At 54.1% G+C, this 18,215-nt stretch carries 16 protein-coding genes; 3 read left to right on the top strand and 13 right to left on the bottom strand.

Annotation, left to right across the window (positions count from 1 at the left end):
* Positions 1 to 9: 9 nt before the first annotated feature.
* From hemE to BMY01_RS09550, 13 genes are all read right to left on the bottom strand, one after another.
* Entirely contained in the window at positions 10 to 1,107 is a 1,098-nt protein-coding gene (gene hemE, locus BMY01_RS09610; RefSeq protein WP_074746627.1) for a uroporphyrinogen decarboxylase, read from the bottom strand.
* Positions 1,108 to 1,294: 187 nt separating this feature from the next.
* A complete protein-coding gene (locus BMY01_RS09605) occupies positions 1,295 to 2,416 on the bottom strand; it encodes a deoxyguanosinetriphosphate triphosphohydrolase (protein ID WP_074746625.1) in 1,122 nt (373 codons plus the stop codon).
* Positions 2,409 to 3,509, bottom strand: a complete 1,101-nt coding sequence (gene aroB / locus BMY01_RS09600) for a 3-dehydroquinate synthase (RefSeq protein WP_074746623.1) — start codon at positions 3,507 to 3,509, stop codon at positions 2,409 to 2,411. The genes BMY01_RS09605 and aroB overlap by 8 nt, the downstream gene beginning before the upstream one ends.
* Positions 3,510 to 3,610: 101 nt before the next feature.
* Complete coding sequence (gene hemJ, locus BMY01_RS09595; RefSeq protein WP_074746802.1) at positions 3,611 to 4,024, bottom strand: protoporphyrinogen oxidase HemJ; 414 nt, start codon at positions 4,022 to 4,024, stop codon at positions 3,611 to 3,613.
* Positions 4,025 to 4,258: 234 nt separating this feature from the next.
* Complete coding sequence (locus BMY01_RS09590; protein WP_074746800.1) at positions 4,259 to 4,819, bottom strand: NifU family protein; 561 nt, start codon at positions 4,817 to 4,819, stop codon at positions 4,259 to 4,261.
* 19 nt (positions 4,820 to 4,838) lie between these two features.
* The gene (gene sufU, locus BMY01_RS09585) at positions 4,839 to 5,321 is read right to left on the bottom strand and encodes a Fe-S cluster assembly sulfur transfer protein SufU (protein ID WP_074708172.1); all 483 of its coding nucleotides are present in this window, start codon (positions 5,319 to 5,321) and stop codon (positions 4,839 to 4,841) included.
* A complete protein-coding gene (locus tag BMY01_RS09580; RefSeq protein ID WP_074746621.1) occupies positions 5,321 to 6,580 on the bottom strand; it encodes a cysteine desulfurase in 1,260 nt (419 codons plus the stop codon). Before BMY01_RS09580 ends, sufU begins: the two co-directional genes overlap by 1 nt.
* Positions 6,577 to 7,893, bottom strand: a complete 1,317-nt coding sequence (sufD, locus tag BMY01_RS09575; protein ID WP_074746619.1) for a Fe-S cluster assembly protein SufD — start codon at positions 7,891 to 7,893, stop codon at positions 6,577 to 6,579. Before sufD ends, BMY01_RS09580 begins: the two co-directional genes overlap by 4 nt.
* A gap of 2 nt (positions 7,894 to 7,895) precedes the next feature.
* Complete coding sequence (gene sufC, locus BMY01_RS09570; RefSeq protein WP_074746617.1) at positions 7,896 to 8,684, bottom strand: Fe-S cluster assembly ATPase SufC; 789 nt, start codon at positions 8,682 to 8,684, stop codon at positions 7,896 to 7,898.
* The gene (gene sufB / locus BMY01_RS09565; RefSeq protein WP_074746615.1) at positions 8,681 to 10,117 is read right to left on the bottom strand and encodes a Fe-S cluster assembly protein SufB; all 1,437 of its coding nucleotides are present in this window, start codon (positions 10,115 to 10,117) and stop codon (positions 8,681 to 8,683) included. Before sufB ends, sufC begins: the two co-directional genes overlap by 4 nt.
* Positions 10,118 to 10,229: 112 nt before the next feature.
* A complete protein-coding gene (locus BMY01_RS09560) occupies positions 10,230 to 10,574 on the bottom strand; it encodes a HesB/IscA family protein (RefSeq protein ID WP_074746613.1) in 345 nt (114 codons plus the stop codon).
* A 67-nt stretch (positions 10,575 to 10,641) separates the two neighbouring features.
* Positions 10,642 to 11,160, bottom strand: coding sequence for an Rrf2 family transcriptional regulator (locus BMY01_RS09555; protein ID WP_074746611.1), 519 nt, complete (start codon positions 11,158 to 11,160; stop codon positions 10,642 to 10,644).
* 449 nt (positions 11,161 to 11,609) lie between these two features.
* Positions 11,610 to 12,233: a TetR family transcriptional regulator gene (locus BMY01_RS09550; RefSeq protein WP_074746798.1), complete on the bottom strand. Its 624-nt coding sequence runs from the start codon at positions 12,231 to 12,233 to the stop codon at positions 11,610 to 11,612.
* Positions 12,234 to 12,328: 95 nt separating this feature from the next.
* Between BMY01_RS09550 and BMY01_RS09545 the strand changes: the two genes are divergently transcribed.
* Genes BMY01_RS09545 through BMY01_RS09535 form a run of 3 tightly spaced genes read left to right on the top strand, consistent with a single transcriptional unit; the run spans position 12,329 to position 18,148 of the window.
* The gene (locus BMY01_RS09545) at positions 12,329 to 13,576 is read left to right on the top strand and encodes an efflux RND transporter periplasmic adaptor subunit (protein WP_074746608.1); all 1,248 of its coding nucleotides are present in this window, start codon (positions 12,329 to 12,331) and stop codon (positions 13,574 to 13,576) included.
* A gap of 34 nt (positions 13,577 to 13,610) precedes the next feature.
* Positions 13,611 to 16,727 (top strand): efflux RND transporter permease subunit, encoded by a 3,117-nt coding sequence (locus BMY01_RS09540; protein ID WP_074746606.1) that lies wholly within the window; start codon positions 13,611 to 13,613, stop codon positions 16,725 to 16,727.
* Positions 16,724 to 18,148, top strand: a complete 1,425-nt coding sequence (locus BMY01_RS09535; protein WP_081353867.1) for an efflux transporter outer membrane subunit — start codon at positions 16,724 to 16,726, stop codon at positions 18,146 to 18,148. Before BMY01_RS09540 ends, BMY01_RS09535 begins: the two co-directional genes overlap by 4 nt.
* Positions 18,149 to 18,215: the final 67 nt, after the last annotated feature.

Below are 18,215 nucleotides of genomic sequence, written 5' to 3'. Positions count from 1 at the left end.
GTTTATCCGCTAACTGCCGAAACTGCTGCTTCCCTCTGCATCCGTACGATGAAATCTGCGGCTGAGGCTGTGAACCGCTTCGACCAGCGTAAGCGCATTTTCGGGCGGCGTAAACTGCGATATGCCATGTCCCAGGTTGAAGATGTGCCCACTGCCTTCGCCAAAACCCGCAAGAATCTGTTCCACTTCGGCAGCAATTACCCCCGGTTCAGCAAATAATACAGCAGGATCAAGGTTGCCCTGCAAGGCAACTTTGTGGCCCACGCGTCGCCGGGCGTCTGCGATATTCACGGTCCAGTCCAGTCCTACTGCATCACACCCGCTGTCTGCGATACTCTCGAGCCATAGCCCCCCGCCCTTGGTAAAAACAATGCTCGGAATACGTTCAGCCCCCTGATCCCGCTTCAATCCGGCCAGTACCTGGGTCATGTATCGCAGCGAAAACTGCTGATAAGCGGCATGGGAAAGCGCTCCACCCCAGGTATCAAAAATCATTACTACCTGCGCGCCGGACTCGATTTGAGCGTTCAGATAAGCGGTAACAGCCTGCGCATTGATATCGAGAATGTGATGCAACAGATCAGGGCGGCGGTACAGCATGGTTTTTATTTGTCGGAAATCTGTCCCGCCGGCCCCTTCCACCATATAGCAGGCAAGCGTAAACGGACTGCCGGAGAACCCGATCAGTGGAACCCGATTATCCAGAGTCTTGCGTATCTGCGAAACCGCGTCCATGACGTAGCGCAAATGAACAGCAGGATCTGGGACGGTAAGAGCCCGGATCTCCCACTCTTCGCGCAAGGGGCGCTCGAACCTGGGGCCCTCTCCTTCCGCAAAATATAATCCCAATCCCATCGCATCAGGAATCGTCAGAATATCCGAAAACAGGATGGCCGCATCCAAAGGAAATCGCGCGAGAGGTTGCATCGTAACTTCGGTGGCGAAGTCGGGATTCTTGCAGAGCGCGAGAAAATTGCCCGCACGAGCCCTCGTCTGATTATATTCGGAGAGATAGCGCCCGGCCTGCCGCATCAGCCAAACGGGCGTGTATTCAGTGGGCTGCCTCAGCAGTGCCTTGAGCAGAGTATCGTTCTTCAATCTCGTCATTCAGACCCGATCAATCGCAAAAATCAGTAAAACCGGATGCTCGATCTATCAATGGAGCTACCAGTGGAAATGGATGCCTTGGGGACTGTCGGGACCCCGGAACCGTTAGGTTCTCTTTCAACTCTCCATCTTACCATGAATGGCCGACGAGGTCATTCGCGAAAAGGGCAACGATAGGAACGATCTGTCAGCTTTCCTCGACAACGAAAAGACGCCGGTATTCACGAATGGCATAACGATCCGTCATGCCTGCGATATAGTCGGCGATGGCTTGATGCTTGTCCTGTTGAGATCTGGACTGGAATTCCGGGGGCAGCAACCGGATATCCGAACTGAATGCGTCAAAGAGCTGGCGGATGATGTGCCGTGCCTTTGCGCTCATGCGCGATACCTTGTAGTGCCGGTAAAGATGCTCCCGCAGGAACTTTTTGAGCTCCTGCTGCTCTTGTGCGATTTCCCTGCTGAATCCGATCAGGGGCGGGGCAATCCGGATTTCGTCCAGGGTGGCGGGACTTGCCTGCTCGATATTCACTGCGCTTTGTCTGATCAAATCTCCCGCCAGCGTATTGATCATGCGCCGTACCGTTTCATGGATCAGCCGCCTGCCCGAGATTTTCGGGTATTGCTGTCTGGCCATTGCCAAATGACGCGCAAATATGCCGACCTCCTCAAGTTGCTGCTGCATAATGAGGCCGGATCTCAAGCCGTCGTCCACGTCGTGATTGTTGTAAGCGATCTCATCAGCCAGATTGGCGACTTGCGCTTCCAGCGAAGGCCGATGATTCGTGAGGAAGCGCTCGCCAACGTCCCCCAGTTCCAGCGCATTTTTCTTCGAACAATGCTTGAGAATGCCTTCGCGGGTTTCAAAGCACAGATTCAACCCGTCAAATGCGCCGTAGTGCTCCTCCAGCACATCCACCACCCGCAGGGATTGCAGATTATGCTCAAAGCCGCCATATTCCTTCATGCACTCGTTCAGCGCGTCCTGCCCGGCATGACCGAAGGCGGTATGGCCAAGATCATGCGCCAGCGCGATGGCCTCAACCAGATCCTCGTTCAGGCACAAATTCCGGGCTACGGAACGGCCGATCTGCGCCACTTCGAGACTGTGCGTGAGGCGCGTGCGGAACAGGTCCCCTTCATGATTGACGAAAACCTGGGTCTTGTACTCAAGCCTGCGAAAAGCGGTGGAATGAATGATGCGATCGCGATCGCGCTGAAAAGGCGTGCGACCGGGAGAGGGCTCTTCGGCAATGCGGCGTCCGCGTGAGTTGGCAGGCGATACCGCATAGGATGCCAGCTCATGCATTAGCCGTACATTCCGTCAGAACTTCGGTCAGTATCGCGGACGGAACATCCGCATGCACCACCGCCCGGCCGATATTCTCGAGCAGTATGAAACGCATTTTCCCGCCTTGTACTTTCTTGTCCAGTCCCATCAGACGCAAATATTTTTCCGGACCGAGATTCGGGGCAATCACCGGCAGCCCGGCCTTCACATAGAGATTTCGGATTCGATCCACATCCCCCTCACCTATCATACCCATACGTCGTGATACCTCGGCTGCCAGCATCGTTCCCGCCGCCACTGCTTCCCCGTGAAGCCAGTTGCCGTAACCCATGGCATTCTCGATTGCATGTCCAAAAGTATGTCCCAGGTTCAGCAAGGCACGCATGCCGCTCTCGCGCTCATCTGCCTCCACAACTTCGGCTTTATGCTGACAACTCCTTTCTATTGCTTCTATAAGCCTCGAACTGTCACGTTCCAGCAGGGTCTCAACATAAGAGTCAATCCAGTCAAAGAATGCCGGATCGCGAATAAGGCCATACTTGATGACCTCGGCTATGCCGGCGCGCAGTTCCCTATCGGGCAACGTATCGAGCGTGGACGTATCCGCGATGACGGCCTGGGGTTGATAAAACGCCCCGATCATGTTTTTGCCCAGCGGATGGTTGATCCCGGTCTTACCGCCAACTGAGGAATCGACTTGTGCCAGAAGTGTGGTAGGTACCTGAATGAACGGCACACCTCGTAAATAGGTGGCGGCGGCGAAACCGGCCAGATCTCCCACAACTCCTCCGCCAAGGGCGATGACCGGTGTATTGCGTTCGCAGCGATGGGTCAGGAGAGCATCGAAAATGAGGTTGAGAGTTTCCCAGTTCTTGTATTCCTCACCGTCCGGAAGAACGATTGGAACTGAAACTATCCCATGAACTGAAAGATCCGCACGAAACTTGTCGAGATATAAAGGCCCGACCGTAGTATTTGTGACAATGGCCACCCGCTTCTGACCCAGGTAATCCAGGAGGAGTTCAGGCTGAGTCAGGGTATCTGCACCGATATGGATGGGATAACTGCGCGGGGCGGACGTAGAGACAAGATTAACAGTGACTGTTTGCATTATTGTGACGAGAAAGGAGGCGCAACCTGCCCGGAAACTTCGATAAACAGCGTCTAAGTGGTTCTTTTGGATAACCCTGGCAGCTTATCACTACGCTTTGCTCACCACGGTTTCACCACCACGAGTATCACGACAGCGATCAAGATGAGTACCGGGACTTCATTGAACCAGCGGTAATAAATATGGCCATGCCAGTTGCGGTCGCATTTGAAATCGGCCAGCAGTCTGCCGCAGTATCCGTGATACGCAATCAGCAATACCACCAGGGCGAGCTTCGCATGCAGCCAGGCTCCAGTAATGCCATAGCCCAGCCAGAGCCACAGGCCCAGGACGACCGCCAGCACCGCGCTCGGGGTCATGATCCCATAATAGAGCTTTCTTTCCATGATTTTGAACCGCTCTATGCCTGCCGAGTCCGTTGTCAGAGCGTGATAGACAAAGAGCCGTGGCAAATAAAAAAGCCCGGCGAACCAGGCCACGACAAAAACGATATGAAAAGATTTTACCCAGAGCATATGCTTTTCGAACGGAAACAACACATGCGTTCAGTTGCTATGAACTGAGCGCTGTGCAAAAAGCATACTATATACTGAAATATACTGAAGCGGACGACAGGTCGCTAACGCGGTGCCAGGAACATGAACACCGCTGAAAGACTCGAGAAGCGGAAAAGCTCCCCCGTGGAAGATGATTACAGTGGCATCAGTCTGAAGCCGGGTTCGTGAGCGTACCGGAGTATGCCGCAGATATCAGACCGCAACAACTTCCAGATCAGGCTCTATCGACCTCAGCATGTTCTGAATGCCCCGCAATGTGCCAGTAATCGAGCTCGGACAGGTGCCGCAAGCACCTTGGTAGTGAACACTCAGCCTGTTGCCTTCAAGGCCAAGCACGTGGAGATCGCCCCCATCATTCTGGAGATAGGGGCGGATCTCCTCATCGAGCATCTCATTGATCAGCTTGAGCCGCTGCTGGTCTTCAGGACTTAAATTTGCAATTTCCGCACTCGCGGCTGCAACTGTAGCGGCTGTCTGGGTATCTGCCGCCGGCGCGGCACGAATAGGATCTGCTACTTCGCGCGCCAGGTCCTGCCAGTCAGCCGCGCCATCCTGGGTCACTGTGATCCACCGGTCTACATAAAACACATTGGTGACGTGATCGATGTCAAACAGCGCTTCGGCAAGCGGATCGCCTTTCGCCTGCTCGGCATTGTCATACGAACGTGTTACCCCCCAGGTCAGCGGCTCCTTGAGGATGAATTTCAACGCATTTCGATTGGGGGTTCCCTCTATTTCAACTATCTTCGGCATTTTTGGTACCTTGAAAAGCTCAGGCATCTCCTATTGCGGCGTGCATGGGATCATCCTCCGCTTCGGTTGAGGTGGTGCTGACGGAATTGAGCGCTGCGTGAAGTGTGTGCCATGGGAGAATCGCGCATTTGACGCGGGTGGGCAGGTCACGTACGCCGGCAAATACGGTAAGCCTTCCCAGATGGTGAGGGTGGGCAAGATCCAGCGTGCCCGTGGCCATGTCACGGAATTCCTTGATCAGCATCTCTGCATCTGCAAGGCTCTTGCCTTTTACAACGGTGGTCATCATGGATGCAGATGCCTTGCAGATCGCACACGACTCACCATGGAACGCAATGCCTTCGATATGTTCCCCTTCAAGGTTCAGATCAATATCGAGATGATCGCCACACAGCGGATTGTGCCCAACCGCGTGGTGGCTTGCCTTGTCCAGCTTGCCGTAATTGCGGGGTTTCCTGTTGTGGTCGAGAATGACTTCTTGATAAAGAGATTTCGTAGTCATTAAATAAATATCTTTTGCACAGTACGAATACCAGCGATGAAAGTATCTACCTCAGCCATTGTATTATAAAACGCAAACGAAGCGCGTGTGGTGGCAGGCACCTTGAGGCGCAACATCACAGGTTGCACGCAGTGATGGCCGGTGCGAACGGCAACGCCTTCCTGATTCAAAAGCGTACCGACATCATGCGGATGCACCCCCGCCATCTCGAAAGACAGCACGGCGGTTTTTTTCGCTGCTGTGCCTATGATACGCACTTCGGGTATCTGGCGTATCTGTTCGGTTGCGTAGTTGAGCAATTCAACTTCGTACGCGGCGATGGCATCGATACCGATATTCGATAAATAGTCGACGGCAGCGCCAAGTCCGATAGCGGCTGCAATGGGGGGAGTTCCTGCTTCGAATTTGTGGGGAATGGAATTGTAGGTGGTTCTTTCGAACGTCACCGACAGAATCATGTCGCCGCCCCCTTTGAACGGCTGCATGCGCTCCAGAAGTTCCGCTTTTCCGTACAGAATACCGATGCCTGTCGGACCACACATCTTGTGTCCCGAAAATGCATAGAAATCGCAGTCGAGATCCTGGACATCCACTTTCATATGCGGCGCCGCCTGGGCGCCATCCACCAGCACCGGAACACCGCGGGCATGCGCGAAAGCGATCATTTCCCTGACCGGGTTGACTGTCCCCAAAGCATTCGATACGTGCATCACACCGACAAACTTCGTGCGCTCGTTGAAAAGCTTCTCGTATTCATCAATGAGAAGTTCACCGGCATCGTTGATGGGCACGACACGTACCCTTGCCCCTTTTTCTTCCGCCAGCATCTGCCACGGAACGATATTCGAATGATGTTCCAAGGTGGTCAGGATGATTTCATCACCGGCACCGATGAATTTGCGTCCATACCCGTGCATCACGAGGTTGATGGAATCTGTCGTTCCGCTGGTGAAGATTACCTCTCTGTCTTCACGCGCGTTGATGAAGCGCTGCAATTTACGGCGCGCCACCTCATATTCTGCCGTCGCAGTCTCGGATAAATAATGCACTCCGCGATTGATATTTGCGTGCTGGCTTGTCTGGTAACGCACCAGGCGATCGATCACCGGCTGCGGCATCTGGCTGGAGGCTGCATTATCGAGGTAGACCAGCGGCTTTCCTTCGACCTGAAGCTTCAGAATCGGAAAATCGGCACGCACACGTGCGACGTCAAGCGTCGAATCAATCCGAGGTTGCAGCGTGGAATCTATGATTTTCATGGCTCAGTTTTCTTGGTTTGTTCCAGCACTGTCCGTTCAAGCCGGTATTTGAGCGATGCGATGGGAATGCGATCGATGATCTCGGCACCAAACGCATACGTCAGCAGATTTCGCGCCGCAGTTCCGGACAGGCCGCGGCTCTTGAGATAAAACAACTCCTCGCTATCGAGTTGACCCACTGTTGCTCCATGTGCGCACTTCACATCATCCGCAAAAATTTCGAGCTGCGGCTTGGTATCGATACGTGCCTTCGCATTCAACAAGAGGTTGCGGCTGGATTGCGCGGAATCCGTATTCTGGGCACCCGGGCGAACCATGATCTTGCCATTGAACACGGCGTGCGCGCTACCGTCAGCAATGCATTTATGCAACTGACGACTGGTACAGTTCGGTCTGGCATGATCTATGGAACTGTGTGTATCGGCAAGCTGTCGGCCATTGATCAATGCCAGCCCGTCGATAGCGCACTCAGCGCCCTCGGCATCGAGCACTGTATTCAGATCGTAACGTGAAATCCTCGCCCCGAGCGCTACGCTCACAGAGCGGTAGCAGCTGGCATGTGCTAGCGAAACAGCACAATTCCCGATATGAAATGCTTCGGGGCTGTCGCGCTGCACCCGGATGTGACTGATCTGGGCATTATCTCCCACAGCGATCTCGGTCACGGCATTGGTCACATAGATTGCGTCATTCAGGCTGACATAATCCTCGAGGATGGTAACTTCGCTTCCCGCTTCAGCGATGAAAAGACAACGCGGATGGCTTGCCACTTCCGGTTGCGTTGCAATGAGCAACACGTGTACAGGTGTATCGATCGCTGCACCCCGCGGTACGATGACCAACGCACCATCGTGCAGGAATGCGGTATTAAGCGCCGCGAACAGATTATCTTCGAAGCGCGCATACTGACCCAGATGCGGCTCTATTGCCTCTGCATTCGCTGTTATCGCTGATGACAGATTGGTGACGATCAAGCCGCGGGTTCCGAGGCGTTCTGCCGGCGTAGAAAGTTGCGGCATGTATTTGCCATCGACAAATACGAGCCTGATAGCAGCTTCCGCGAGGGAAAAATGCTCAATATCAGCGGCCTGCAGCGCCGGTGCAGCAAGAGCAGGCTGGAACGATTGGCGAACGAGTGGCGAAAGGTCAGTAAAACGCCACTCCTCATCACGTGTGGTGGGCAGCTTCAACCTTCCCGCATGGTCGACTGCATTTGCCCGCAGTTGGTTAAACCAGGCGAGAGGGCTGGGCGGCAGCCGCGGTTGTCCTCGAAGCAGGCTTTCGAGATAACTGTTGCTATTCACGAGACTCATGCTCATGCGCTTGCGGGGACACGCCGCTCAACCCCTACCCAGTCATAACCTCGCGTTTCGAGATCGAGCGCAAGCTCTTTGCCGCCCGTTTTAACGATGCGTCCGCCGCGCATTACATGCACGTAATCCGGTTCGATATAGTTGAGCATGCGCTGATAATGGGTTACCAGAATGATTGCGTTGTCCTTGTTTGCAAGTTTGTTTACCCCATTGGTAACGATTCGGAGGGCATCGATGTCGAGACCGGAATCCGTCTCATCCAGGATAGCCAGTCGTGGCTCCAGCAGCGCCATCTGCAATATCTCGTTGCGCTTCTTCTCACCGCCCGAAAAACCTTCGTTGACGCCGCGATCCAGGAAATTGGGATTCATTTCCAGCAATTTCATTTTCTCGCGCACGAAATCCTCGAACTCCAGCGGATCGAGTTCGTCCTTTCCACGCTGCGACTGCAGGGTATTGTAGGCAAGGCGCAGGAAATGGCTGTTGGAAACACCGGGTATCTCGATCGGATACTGAAAGGCAAGAAATACGCCTGCACGCGCCCGTTCTTCCGGTTCTAAATCGAACAGATTCTGCCCTTCAAACAATACCGATCCTCCGGTAACCTGATAGGCGCTGTGCCCGGCAAGCACCTTGGCAAAGGTGCTCTTGCCCGAGCCGTTCGTTCCCATGATGGCGTGCACCTCACCACTTTTAACGATGAGGTCAACGCCTTCGAGTATCTCTACACCCTCGACTGCCGCTCGCAGTCCGCTTACTTCCAGAATCGTTTTGCTGTCCTGATGAATCATCCAACACTTCCCTCCAGCTTGAATCCAAGCAGTTTTGTCGCTTCGACCGCAAATTCCATCGGCAGTTGCTGAAATACATCTTTGCAGAAGCCGTTGATAATCATGGAAACCGCTTCCTCATTGCCGATGCCGCGCTGTGCAAAGTAGAACAATTGATCTTCGCCGATTTTTGACGTTGATGCTTCATGCTCGACCTTGGCATTCTGGTTGCGCACCTGAATGTAGGGAAAGGTATGCGCTCCGCATTGGTCTCCAATCAGCATCGAATCGCATTGTGAATAATTGCGTGCGCCGCTGGCAGTGGGAGCAATCCTGACCAGTCCGCGGTAGCTGTTATTGGAATGCCCGGCTGAAATACCCTTGCTGACGATGGTGCTGCGGGTGTTTTTCCCGATATGGATCATCTTGGTGCCGGTATCTGCCTGCTGATAGTTGTTGGTTACCGCTACCGAATAAAATTCGCCCACGGAATTTTCCCCCTGCAGGATGCATGACGGATATTTCCAGGTTATGGCTGACCCCGTTTCGACCTGCGTCCACGAGATACGCGAATTGGCGCCTTTTGCCAGCCCCCGCTTGGTTACGAAATTATATATGCCGCCCACCCCCTTCTCGTCGCCCGCATACCAGTTCTGCACCGTCGAATATTTGATATCGGCGTTGTCGAGTGCGATCAGTTCGACCACCGCGGCATGCAGTTGATTGGTATCAAACCTTGGAGCTGTGCATCCTTCGAGATACGACACGGACGACCCTTCCTCGGCAACGATCAGAGTGCGCTCGAATTGTCCGGACTCTTCCGTATTGATGCGGAAGTAGGTCGACAGATCCATGGGGCACTTGACGCCTTTCGGGATGAAGCAGAAGGTGCCGTCCGTAAAAACGGCTGAGTTGAGCGCCGCATAGTAGTTGTCACCCACGGGCACCACCGTACCGAGATACTGCTTCACCAGTTCAGGATGAGCATGCACGGCTTCGGAAATGGAGCAGAAAATGATTCCGACCTCCGCGAGCTTCTGCTTGTAGGTGGTGGCCACGGATACGCTGTCAAAAATCACGTCCACCGCCACGCCGGCCAGGGCCGCGCGTTCATGCATGGGCACCCCGAGTTTCTCGAAAGTGCGAAGCAACTCAGGATCGACCTCATCCATGCTGTTGAGCTTCTTTTTCGGCTTGGGCGCAGCGTAGTAGCTGATCGCCTGAAAATCGATCTGCGGATACTTGACATTGGGCCATTTCGGCTCTTCCATCTTGAGCCATTGCTGATAGGCTTTGAGCCTAAAGTCGAGAAGCCACGCAGGTTCGTTTTTCTTGGTCGAAATGAGCCTGATAATATCTTCGTTAAGGCCTTTTGGCGCGACATCCGACTCGATTTCGGTAACGAAACCGTGTTTGTATGGCTGATTGACCAGATTCTGTAGTACTGCACTCATGAGATTCGCTCCATATCGGAATGTCTTTTCTTTTAATAATTAATAGAGGACAACTCCTTTGCTACGAATACTGCCGCTCCTGTTATCCGGTTTCCGGCACCCACTTCCAGGGCTAGACCTTGGCCGGCTCTTCTTTCACACTGAAGCTTTCACCACAGCCGCAGGTATTATCCACGTTGGGATTCTCAAACCTGAATGATTCGTTCAGTCCTTCTCTGACAAAGTCAATTCGTGAACCATCAAGAAATGGCAGAAAGTCGACATCAACCACTACATGAGCGTTACAGGACTCGAACATTCGATCACTCTCGCGCAGCTCATCTGCATAAGCGTAGGTATAGGCGAATCCGGAACACCCCACCTTCTTGACCCCGACCCGCAGAGCCAATCCCTTGCCCCGCTTCGCAAGCTGCTTCTGGATCTGTTTCGCCGCGTTTTCAGTCAGTGTTATTGCCATCGCCGTTCTCCGTCTACCCCATGCGATTATGACAACGAAAGTAAGCGTTCGGCATTCAGAATTGAAGTCAGGCAGAAACTGCAGTGCGGCTCCGGTCGGATACGACCTTTTCAGGCGCAACCTTCCGCATATCCAGCATCTGCACTACACCCGCCTCTCTTGCCTTCCGCCTTTCCTCTCTTTCCCTCTGCTCATCGACCAGTTGTTTCAGCGTGACAGCCCCAAGATGGTCGAAAATCAGTTCGTTGAGCTTTGTCCACAAGTCGTGCGTCATGCATTTCCTGTCGTTGTGGCAATTCTCCTTTCCATTGCATTGGGTTGAATCGATAGGCTCGTCAACCGCGAGAATGATCTCGGCAACCGACACTTGCCCCATGTCTTTCGCAAGGCAATAACCGCCACCCGGACCTCTTACACTATCGACAAGTCCGCGGGAACGCAGTTTGGCGAACAATTGCTCAAGATAAGATAGCGAAATTTGCTGGCGCTGGCTGATTTCCGCAAGTGTCACAGGACGCGTCTGACGTTGCAGCGCAAGATCGAGCAACGCCGTTACTGCAAACCGTCCTTTGGTTGTTAGCCTCATGATGAACTCCTCTTTGCTCTCGATGGATTCACGGATTACGATTAAGTAGATAGGTTCAGAAATATCTCAGTCAGCAGAAGTTCATTCAATAGATGACTGATTTAGTCAACTATAAGATACCTGATTGATTTAGTCAACTATATGGACATCATTTCTGAAGATATACAATCTGGAAATGAATCCTCTATCGATATCAAATCGGTATCGATAGAATCAACGGCGGGAGGAAGCAAAAGAAAATCATCGGCAATGGATGTCACTCGTGCAAATTTGATCACTCCCGTGGACAGGGTTGAACTGACAGCAGCCGTCCTGAACAAACGGAGCAGGAGCAACTTGAATGCAGTAGCAGGGTTCCGCAGTGAACGCGTCGTATCGTATTGTCCCGCGAAGTCGGACCTACCGAGACGACTTTATTCCATTCGATTCGGGGATAGCGAACAGTCCGCTCAGAGGGGGATGCGGCGCAGTCTCATATGCGCCTCTACCAGTTCAATTGCCTGGTGCCGGAACTGATTTCCCTCCGTATCCTTCACCCACATGTGCAGCAGCCCAATAAAGAACAGATGGGTATCAATGGCCAGTTGCACGGGGTCGTGAGATGAATGCAGTAATTCCTGAACCCTAGCGCGTTCGTAAACCAGCTTCAGCTTCTCGGAAATGTGGGCGCAGTTGAATAAAATCTGCTGCAAGACCATGGCGAATTCATCCACGTACTCGCACTTGATCATCATGATTTCATATATTTGGCGAGTCTCCTTGCTATCCATCAGAACCTGGATCGTGCCGCACAGAAAATTTTCGATACAGGCGAGAGGATCGTCCACGCCTTCAATCAGCAAAGTATCGTCCATGCGATCGATGAGAGGCAGGAATACCTGCTCGCGCATAGCCTGAATCAGATCGATTTTATTGTTGAAATGCCAGTAGATCGCTCCCCTTGTAACGCCAGCCTCGCGCGCGATATGCTCCATGGTGGTGCGGGCGACCCCTCGCTCCAGAAAAACCTGACGCGCCGCATCCATAAGGCGTTGCCGTGTCAATTCCGCATTTTCCTTGGTTTTTCGGACCATGTATGAATCGCTATTTACAACTGTGAAGGTTGGTTTATAATTTACATACATACACGTATGTATGCAAGTTCCAAATTTAGCTGCACGGAGCATGGATGACAGCCACGCAGGATTATAAAAGCAAACCCGGCAGCTCGTTAATGTGCAGCCAAATAAAAACAAAAACGCGCAGCCTCCTGCACGCCGCCGCGCGGCTTGCCGTAAGCGTTGCTGCAAGCATCGTCCTGAGCGTTATGGTGTCAGGCTGTGACAAGAAGCCGGAAACGCCCCCTCATCCACCTGCCCTTCCCGTAAGCGTAATCGAGGTTCAGCCTACCAGCGTACCGATCAGTGCCGAAGCGGTGGCCCAAACCGAAGGCGCCAAGGAGGTCGAAATACGTCCCCGGGTGGGGGGTATTCTGCTCAAACGCCTGTATGAGGAAGGTGCAGAGGTAAAAGCCGGTCAACCTCTGTTTCTGATTGATCCTGTACCTTACCGATATGCGCTTGCGCAGGCGAAGGCGCAACTGGCAGAACAGAAAGCCCGCATCATTCAGACCGAGCGCGAAGAAAAGCGCCTGAAAGACCTGCTGGATACGCAGGCAATCAGCCAGCGCGAGTATGATAACGCGGTCTCCGATAATGCGATTGCGCACGCCGCCTTCCAGCAGGCCGAAGTGCGCGTGCGCGATGCGGAACTCAGTCTCTCCTATACCTCTGTAACCGCCCCGGTCAATGGCATTTCAGGCCGCTTCCAGTTTTCGGAAGGCGCACTGGTGGAAGCCAACAGCAGCCTTTTGACCACGCTGGTGCAATTGTCGCCGATCTGGGTGCGTTTCAGCCTGTCGAATAACGAACTGATGCAGCTCGGCGGTCCCCTGAACGAGAAAAAGGTAAAACAAGTGACCTTGATATTGCCGGACGGCTCGGAATACGAAAAGAAAGGGGAGTTGAATTTCGCCGCCAGCCAGATCGACCCGCTGCTGGGCACGCAGCAACTGCGCGCCACGTTCGAAAATGCGGAACAGCAATTGCTGCCGGGGCAGTTTGTCAGGGCGAAAGTGGTCGTTGGCCAGCGTGACGGTGTATTCCTCGTCCCGCAGAATGCAATACAAACGTCTGACCGCGGTCAGTCAGTGTATGTGATCAACGAGAAAAACGAAGCGACTCCGCAGCCAGTGGTTACCGGGAAGTGGATGGGTACGGACTGGGTAATTCTTGACGGACTCAAAGCCGGCGATAAAGTCATTGTCGATAACATCATCAAGCTTCGCCCCGGCTCACCCGTTACCCCTCACGCGGCCGGAGAAGCGCCGGGAACACCTCCTGCCCAGTCTGATTCCGGTTCCGGCAAACCCGCTTGAGCAAAAAACCGGGCGGAAAACCCCCGGATAAATCATGACCAGATTTTTTATTCTGCGACCAATATTTGCGTCGGTTATCTCCATTATCATCGTCCTTGCCGGACTCGCCGCCGCATTGCAGCTCCCCATTGCGCAATATCCGGAGATCGCGCCGCCTACAGTGCTGATAACCGCGACCTATCCCGGCGCCAGCGCTGAAACCTTGACCAAAACAGTGGCCGCTCCCATCGAAGAGCAATTGAGTGGTGTCCAGGACCTTTTGTATTTCAGCTCAAGCGCCGACTCCAGCGGAACGCTGACCATTACTGCAACGTTCGAGGTCGGCACGGACGTTGATCAGGCTACTTTCAATATCAGTAACCGCGTAAACGTCGCGCTACCACGACTGCCGGATGAAGTGCGCCGCACCGGCCTGAAAATCGAGAAGCGCTCCAACGACATCCTGATAGTTTTCATGCTGATCTCGACCGAGAAAGGCAAATATGATCCGCTCTATCTCAGCAACTATGCCACCCTCAACATAATGGACGAGCTGAGGCGTACGGATGGAGTGGGCGATGCAACTGTCTTTGGCGGCCAGGATTATTCCATGCGCATCTGGCTGCATCCCGACCGCATGGCCCAACTGGGCGTGACCACCACGGACATCACTGCCGCTATCCAGGCACAGAACGCGCAATATGCTGCCGGCAAGATCGGTCAGGAACCGGCTCCGCCTGATCAGCAACTGATTTACACCGTAAATGCAAGAGGTCGGCTGATAACACCTGAACAGTTCGGCGATATCATTTTGCGGGCGGATGGTCCGCGCGGAGTCCTCTACCTCAAGGATGTCGCCCGTATTGAGCTGGGAGCGCAAAGCTATGATGTTCGCACGGCCTTGAATGGTCAGCCCGGCGCCGGCATTCCCGTCTTCCTGCAACCCGGTGCGAATGCGCTCGACACGAAAAACGCGCTGGTCGCCAAAATGGAAGAGCTGAAGAAACACTTTCCGGAGGGAATGGACTACGTGGTGCCGTACGATACCAGTCTGTTCGTCAAAGCTTCGATGTGGGAGGTGGTCAAGACGCTCGGCGAAGCGATGGCGCTCGTTCTGCTGGTTGTTTATCTATTCCTGCAAAGCTGGCGCGCCACGCTGATTCCCATTATTGCCGTGCCCATTTCCCTCGTGGGCACTTTTGCCGGATTGTGGGTATTCGGCTTCTCCATCAACACCCTTACGCTTTTCGCCATGGTGCTTTCCATCGGCATCGTGGTGGATGATGCAATCGTCGTATTGGAAAATATCGAGCGGCTGATGGACGAAGAGAAGCTGCCGCCACTGAAAGCTGCCATTCGCTCCATGGAACAGGTTGCAAGCGCGGTGGTTGCGATTGTCCTGGTACTGTGCGCCGTATTTGTGCCGGTTGCATTCATGGGGGGAATCGCAGGCGAACTGTATCGCCAGTTCGCAGTCACCGTCGCCGTGGCGGTCACCATTTCCGGCCTGGTGGCACTGACCTTGACGCCTGCCTTGTGCGCTATTCTGCTCAAGCATACCCACGGTGAATCCCGGTTCTTTCTTGCGTTCAACAGCGGTTTTCAGCGGGTGACGAATTTTTATATCCGCATGGTCAATATCACGCTGCGGCATAAGGTTATCGGTGCCTTCGTATTCCTAAGTATCATTGTCTTATCGGCCTATCTGTTCAAAACAGTACCGGAGAGTTTCGTGCCGCCGGAAGATCAGGGCTATGTCGTCACCGCAACCATTCTGCCGGATGGCGCCACCCTGGCCAGAACGACAAAAACGGCGGAATCGGTGCGAGCGGGGATTGCGGATGATCCAGCCGTGGCCCATCAATTCGTTGTAAACGGCTTCGATCTGATCGGTGGCGGAAATAAAACCAGTTCTGCTACCATGTTCGTCGCATTCAAGGACTGGTCGGAGCGGAAGGCAACAGCGGAGGATATCATCCAGAAGCTGATGGGTATCGGAATGCAGCAGCCGGATGGAATCGCGATCTCCTTCAACCCGCCCGCCATCCGCGGTCTGGGAACCGCAGGCGGCTTCGAAGTCTATGTGCAAAGCCGTGGGGGCGCTAATCCGGTTCAATTATCCACAGTGGTGAACAACCTTATCGCTGCACTGAACCAGGAACCGAGGCTGGCTGGCATCAATACCTTTTTCCGTCCCACCGTGCCGCAATTCTTCGTTGAAGTGGATGAGGAAAAAGCGATTTCTCAGCAAGTGAGAATCGCGGACATTTACGCCACGCTGCAAAGTACGATGGGTTCGCTGTATATCAACGATTTCAATTACTCCGGTCGTACCTACCGGGTGCAAATGCAGGCAGAACCGCAATACCGGATGCATCCCGAAGATCTCGGCAGGGTGTATGTACGCTCACAATCCGGCGCGATGGTCCCCATGTCCGCCCTCAGCAAACTCAGCACGATTGTGGGCGCGGAGCAGCTCGAGCGCTACAACGGCCTCCTTGCCGCAAAGATTCTGGGAGGCGGTGCGCCTGGTGTGAGTTCAGGCGACGCTATCCGGCTGGTAGAGGAGATTGCGGCAAAAAATTTGCCGGATGACTACCAGATTGCGTGGACGGGACAGGCTTATCAGGAAAAGCGGACCGGCTCAGCCGCAATTTTTGCCTTCAGCTTCGCAATCATAATGGTATTTCTCATTCTTGCTGCCCAGTTCGAGACCTGGGCCTTGCCGCTCGCCGTTATCATGGCGGTACCTTTTGCTCTTGCGGGCGCCCTGCTTGCCGTTTTGACCCGAGGCATGCCGAACGATATCTATTTTCAGATCGGCCTGATCACGCTCATCGGCCTCGCTGCAAAAAATGCCATTCTGATCGTCGAGTTTGCTACGCAGAAAATGGCTGAAGGTCTGCCTGTGGCACAGGCAGCGATCGAGGCTGCGCGTTTGCGTTTCCGGCCCATCGTCATGACGTCCATGGCTTTTGTGCTGGGTATCGTGCCACTACTGATCGCCACGGGGGCAGGTGCTGCCGCGCGTCGCTCCATGGGGACCGGCGTGTTTGGGGGAATGCTGCTTGCCACTTTTGTTGCAACGATATTTATTCCCTTGTTTTTTACGTGGCTTTCGCGCAAAAATAAAGGTAGGCCAGTCGAAAACCTGTCCCAGGAAACATCATGAGAAACATCGTGGCGAGCCGTTGTGGCATGAGAGAGCGCCTGCGGAGCAGGATGGGATTGTTGCTCTCGACTCTGCTCCTTGCATCCTGTGCAATGGGACCTGACTATATTCGCCCTCATGTCGAAACATCCGAAAAGTTTCGCTTGGCGCAAACGGAGGGGCAATCCATTGCGAACCTGTCCTGGTGGGAATTGCTGCATGATAATCAACTGCAACAGCTCATCCGTCTCGCATTGGCCCAGAACAAGGACCTTAAGCAGGCGGTAGCAAGTGTTGAAGAGCTGGAGGCGCGCCTTGCTACTGCACGCATGGATTTCCTTCCCAAGATGGACGCAAATGCCAATGCACCTGTTTTCGGAACCCTTGGGGGATTCAAGTTCCCTGGATTTCCCACGCCTTACAGCTATTTCGGTCAGACAACCCTGAATTGGGAGATCGATATCTGGGGTCGCATCCGCCGTTCGAACGAAGCTGCCCTGGCTGACTTGATGGCGCGGGAAGAAAACCGGCGCGCTGTGGTCCTGACCCTGGTAAGTTCGGTAGCGCAGGCGTATTTCGATCTCCTGCAATTCGATATGCAGATGGATATTGCGCGCAATGCCCTGCACTCATGGGAGGAGTCGGTGGCACTTGCGCAAGCCCAACTGCGGGGAGGAGTCATTTCCAGGCTTGACCTCGACCAGTTCCAGGCTGAGCGCGCGAATGCGGCCACCCGGGTGGCAGAACTGCAACGGCTGACTGCCCAGAAGGAAAACGAACTGAGTGTATTGCTGGGGAGAAATCCGGTTTCGATAGAGCGCGGACGCTCCCTCACGGAGCAGTTGCTGGCGCCAGAAGTGCCAGCCGGACTTCCTTCCGAACTGTTGCAGCGACGCCCCGATATCCTGCAGGCGGAACAAACCCTTGCAGCGGCAACTGCCCGGATTGGCGCAGCCAAGGCGGCGCGATTTCCCAAGCTCAATATTACCGGTTTCCTGGGCGTGGCAAGTCCGGCGCTGTCCAATCTCCTCCTTTCAGGGAGCGAATTCGGGGTAGGCGGACTGGGTTTGGCTGTTCCATTAATCAACGCGCAGGCTCTGGGAATGGAACAGCGTGCCGCGGAAGCACAAGCCAGGCAGATGCTTGCCCAGTACGAACAAACCATCCTGCTCGCATTCAGGGAAGTCGAGGATGCCCTGGTGGCGGTAAGCACCGCCAACGAACAGCGCAAGGCGCAGGAACAGCAGGTAGAGGCACTGCGCTCGGCTCTGTATATCGCCGATCTGCGCTACAAAGGGGGTATTACCAGTTACGTGGATGTGCTACTGGCCAAACGGAATCTGTTCGATGCAGAATTCGCGCTTGCGGCGACGCGCCGCCTCCATCTGATATCCGTGGTCCAGCTATACAAAGCGCTCGGTGGCGGATGGACGCCGGTCTGACAACATAGGAATCAGTCCGGCAGATCTGAAAACTGATCTACCATAAAAATACTGCTTATCATCACCC

This window comes from Nitrosospira multiformis, from assembly GCF_900110185.1.
Classification (GTDB): domain Bacteria; phylum Pseudomonadota; class Gammaproteobacteria; order Burkholderiales; family Nitrosomonadaceae; genus Nitrosospira; species Nitrosospira multiformis_A.
Note: the sequence above shows the minus strand (reverse complement) of the source record. Positions and strands in the feature narration are given on the sequence as shown.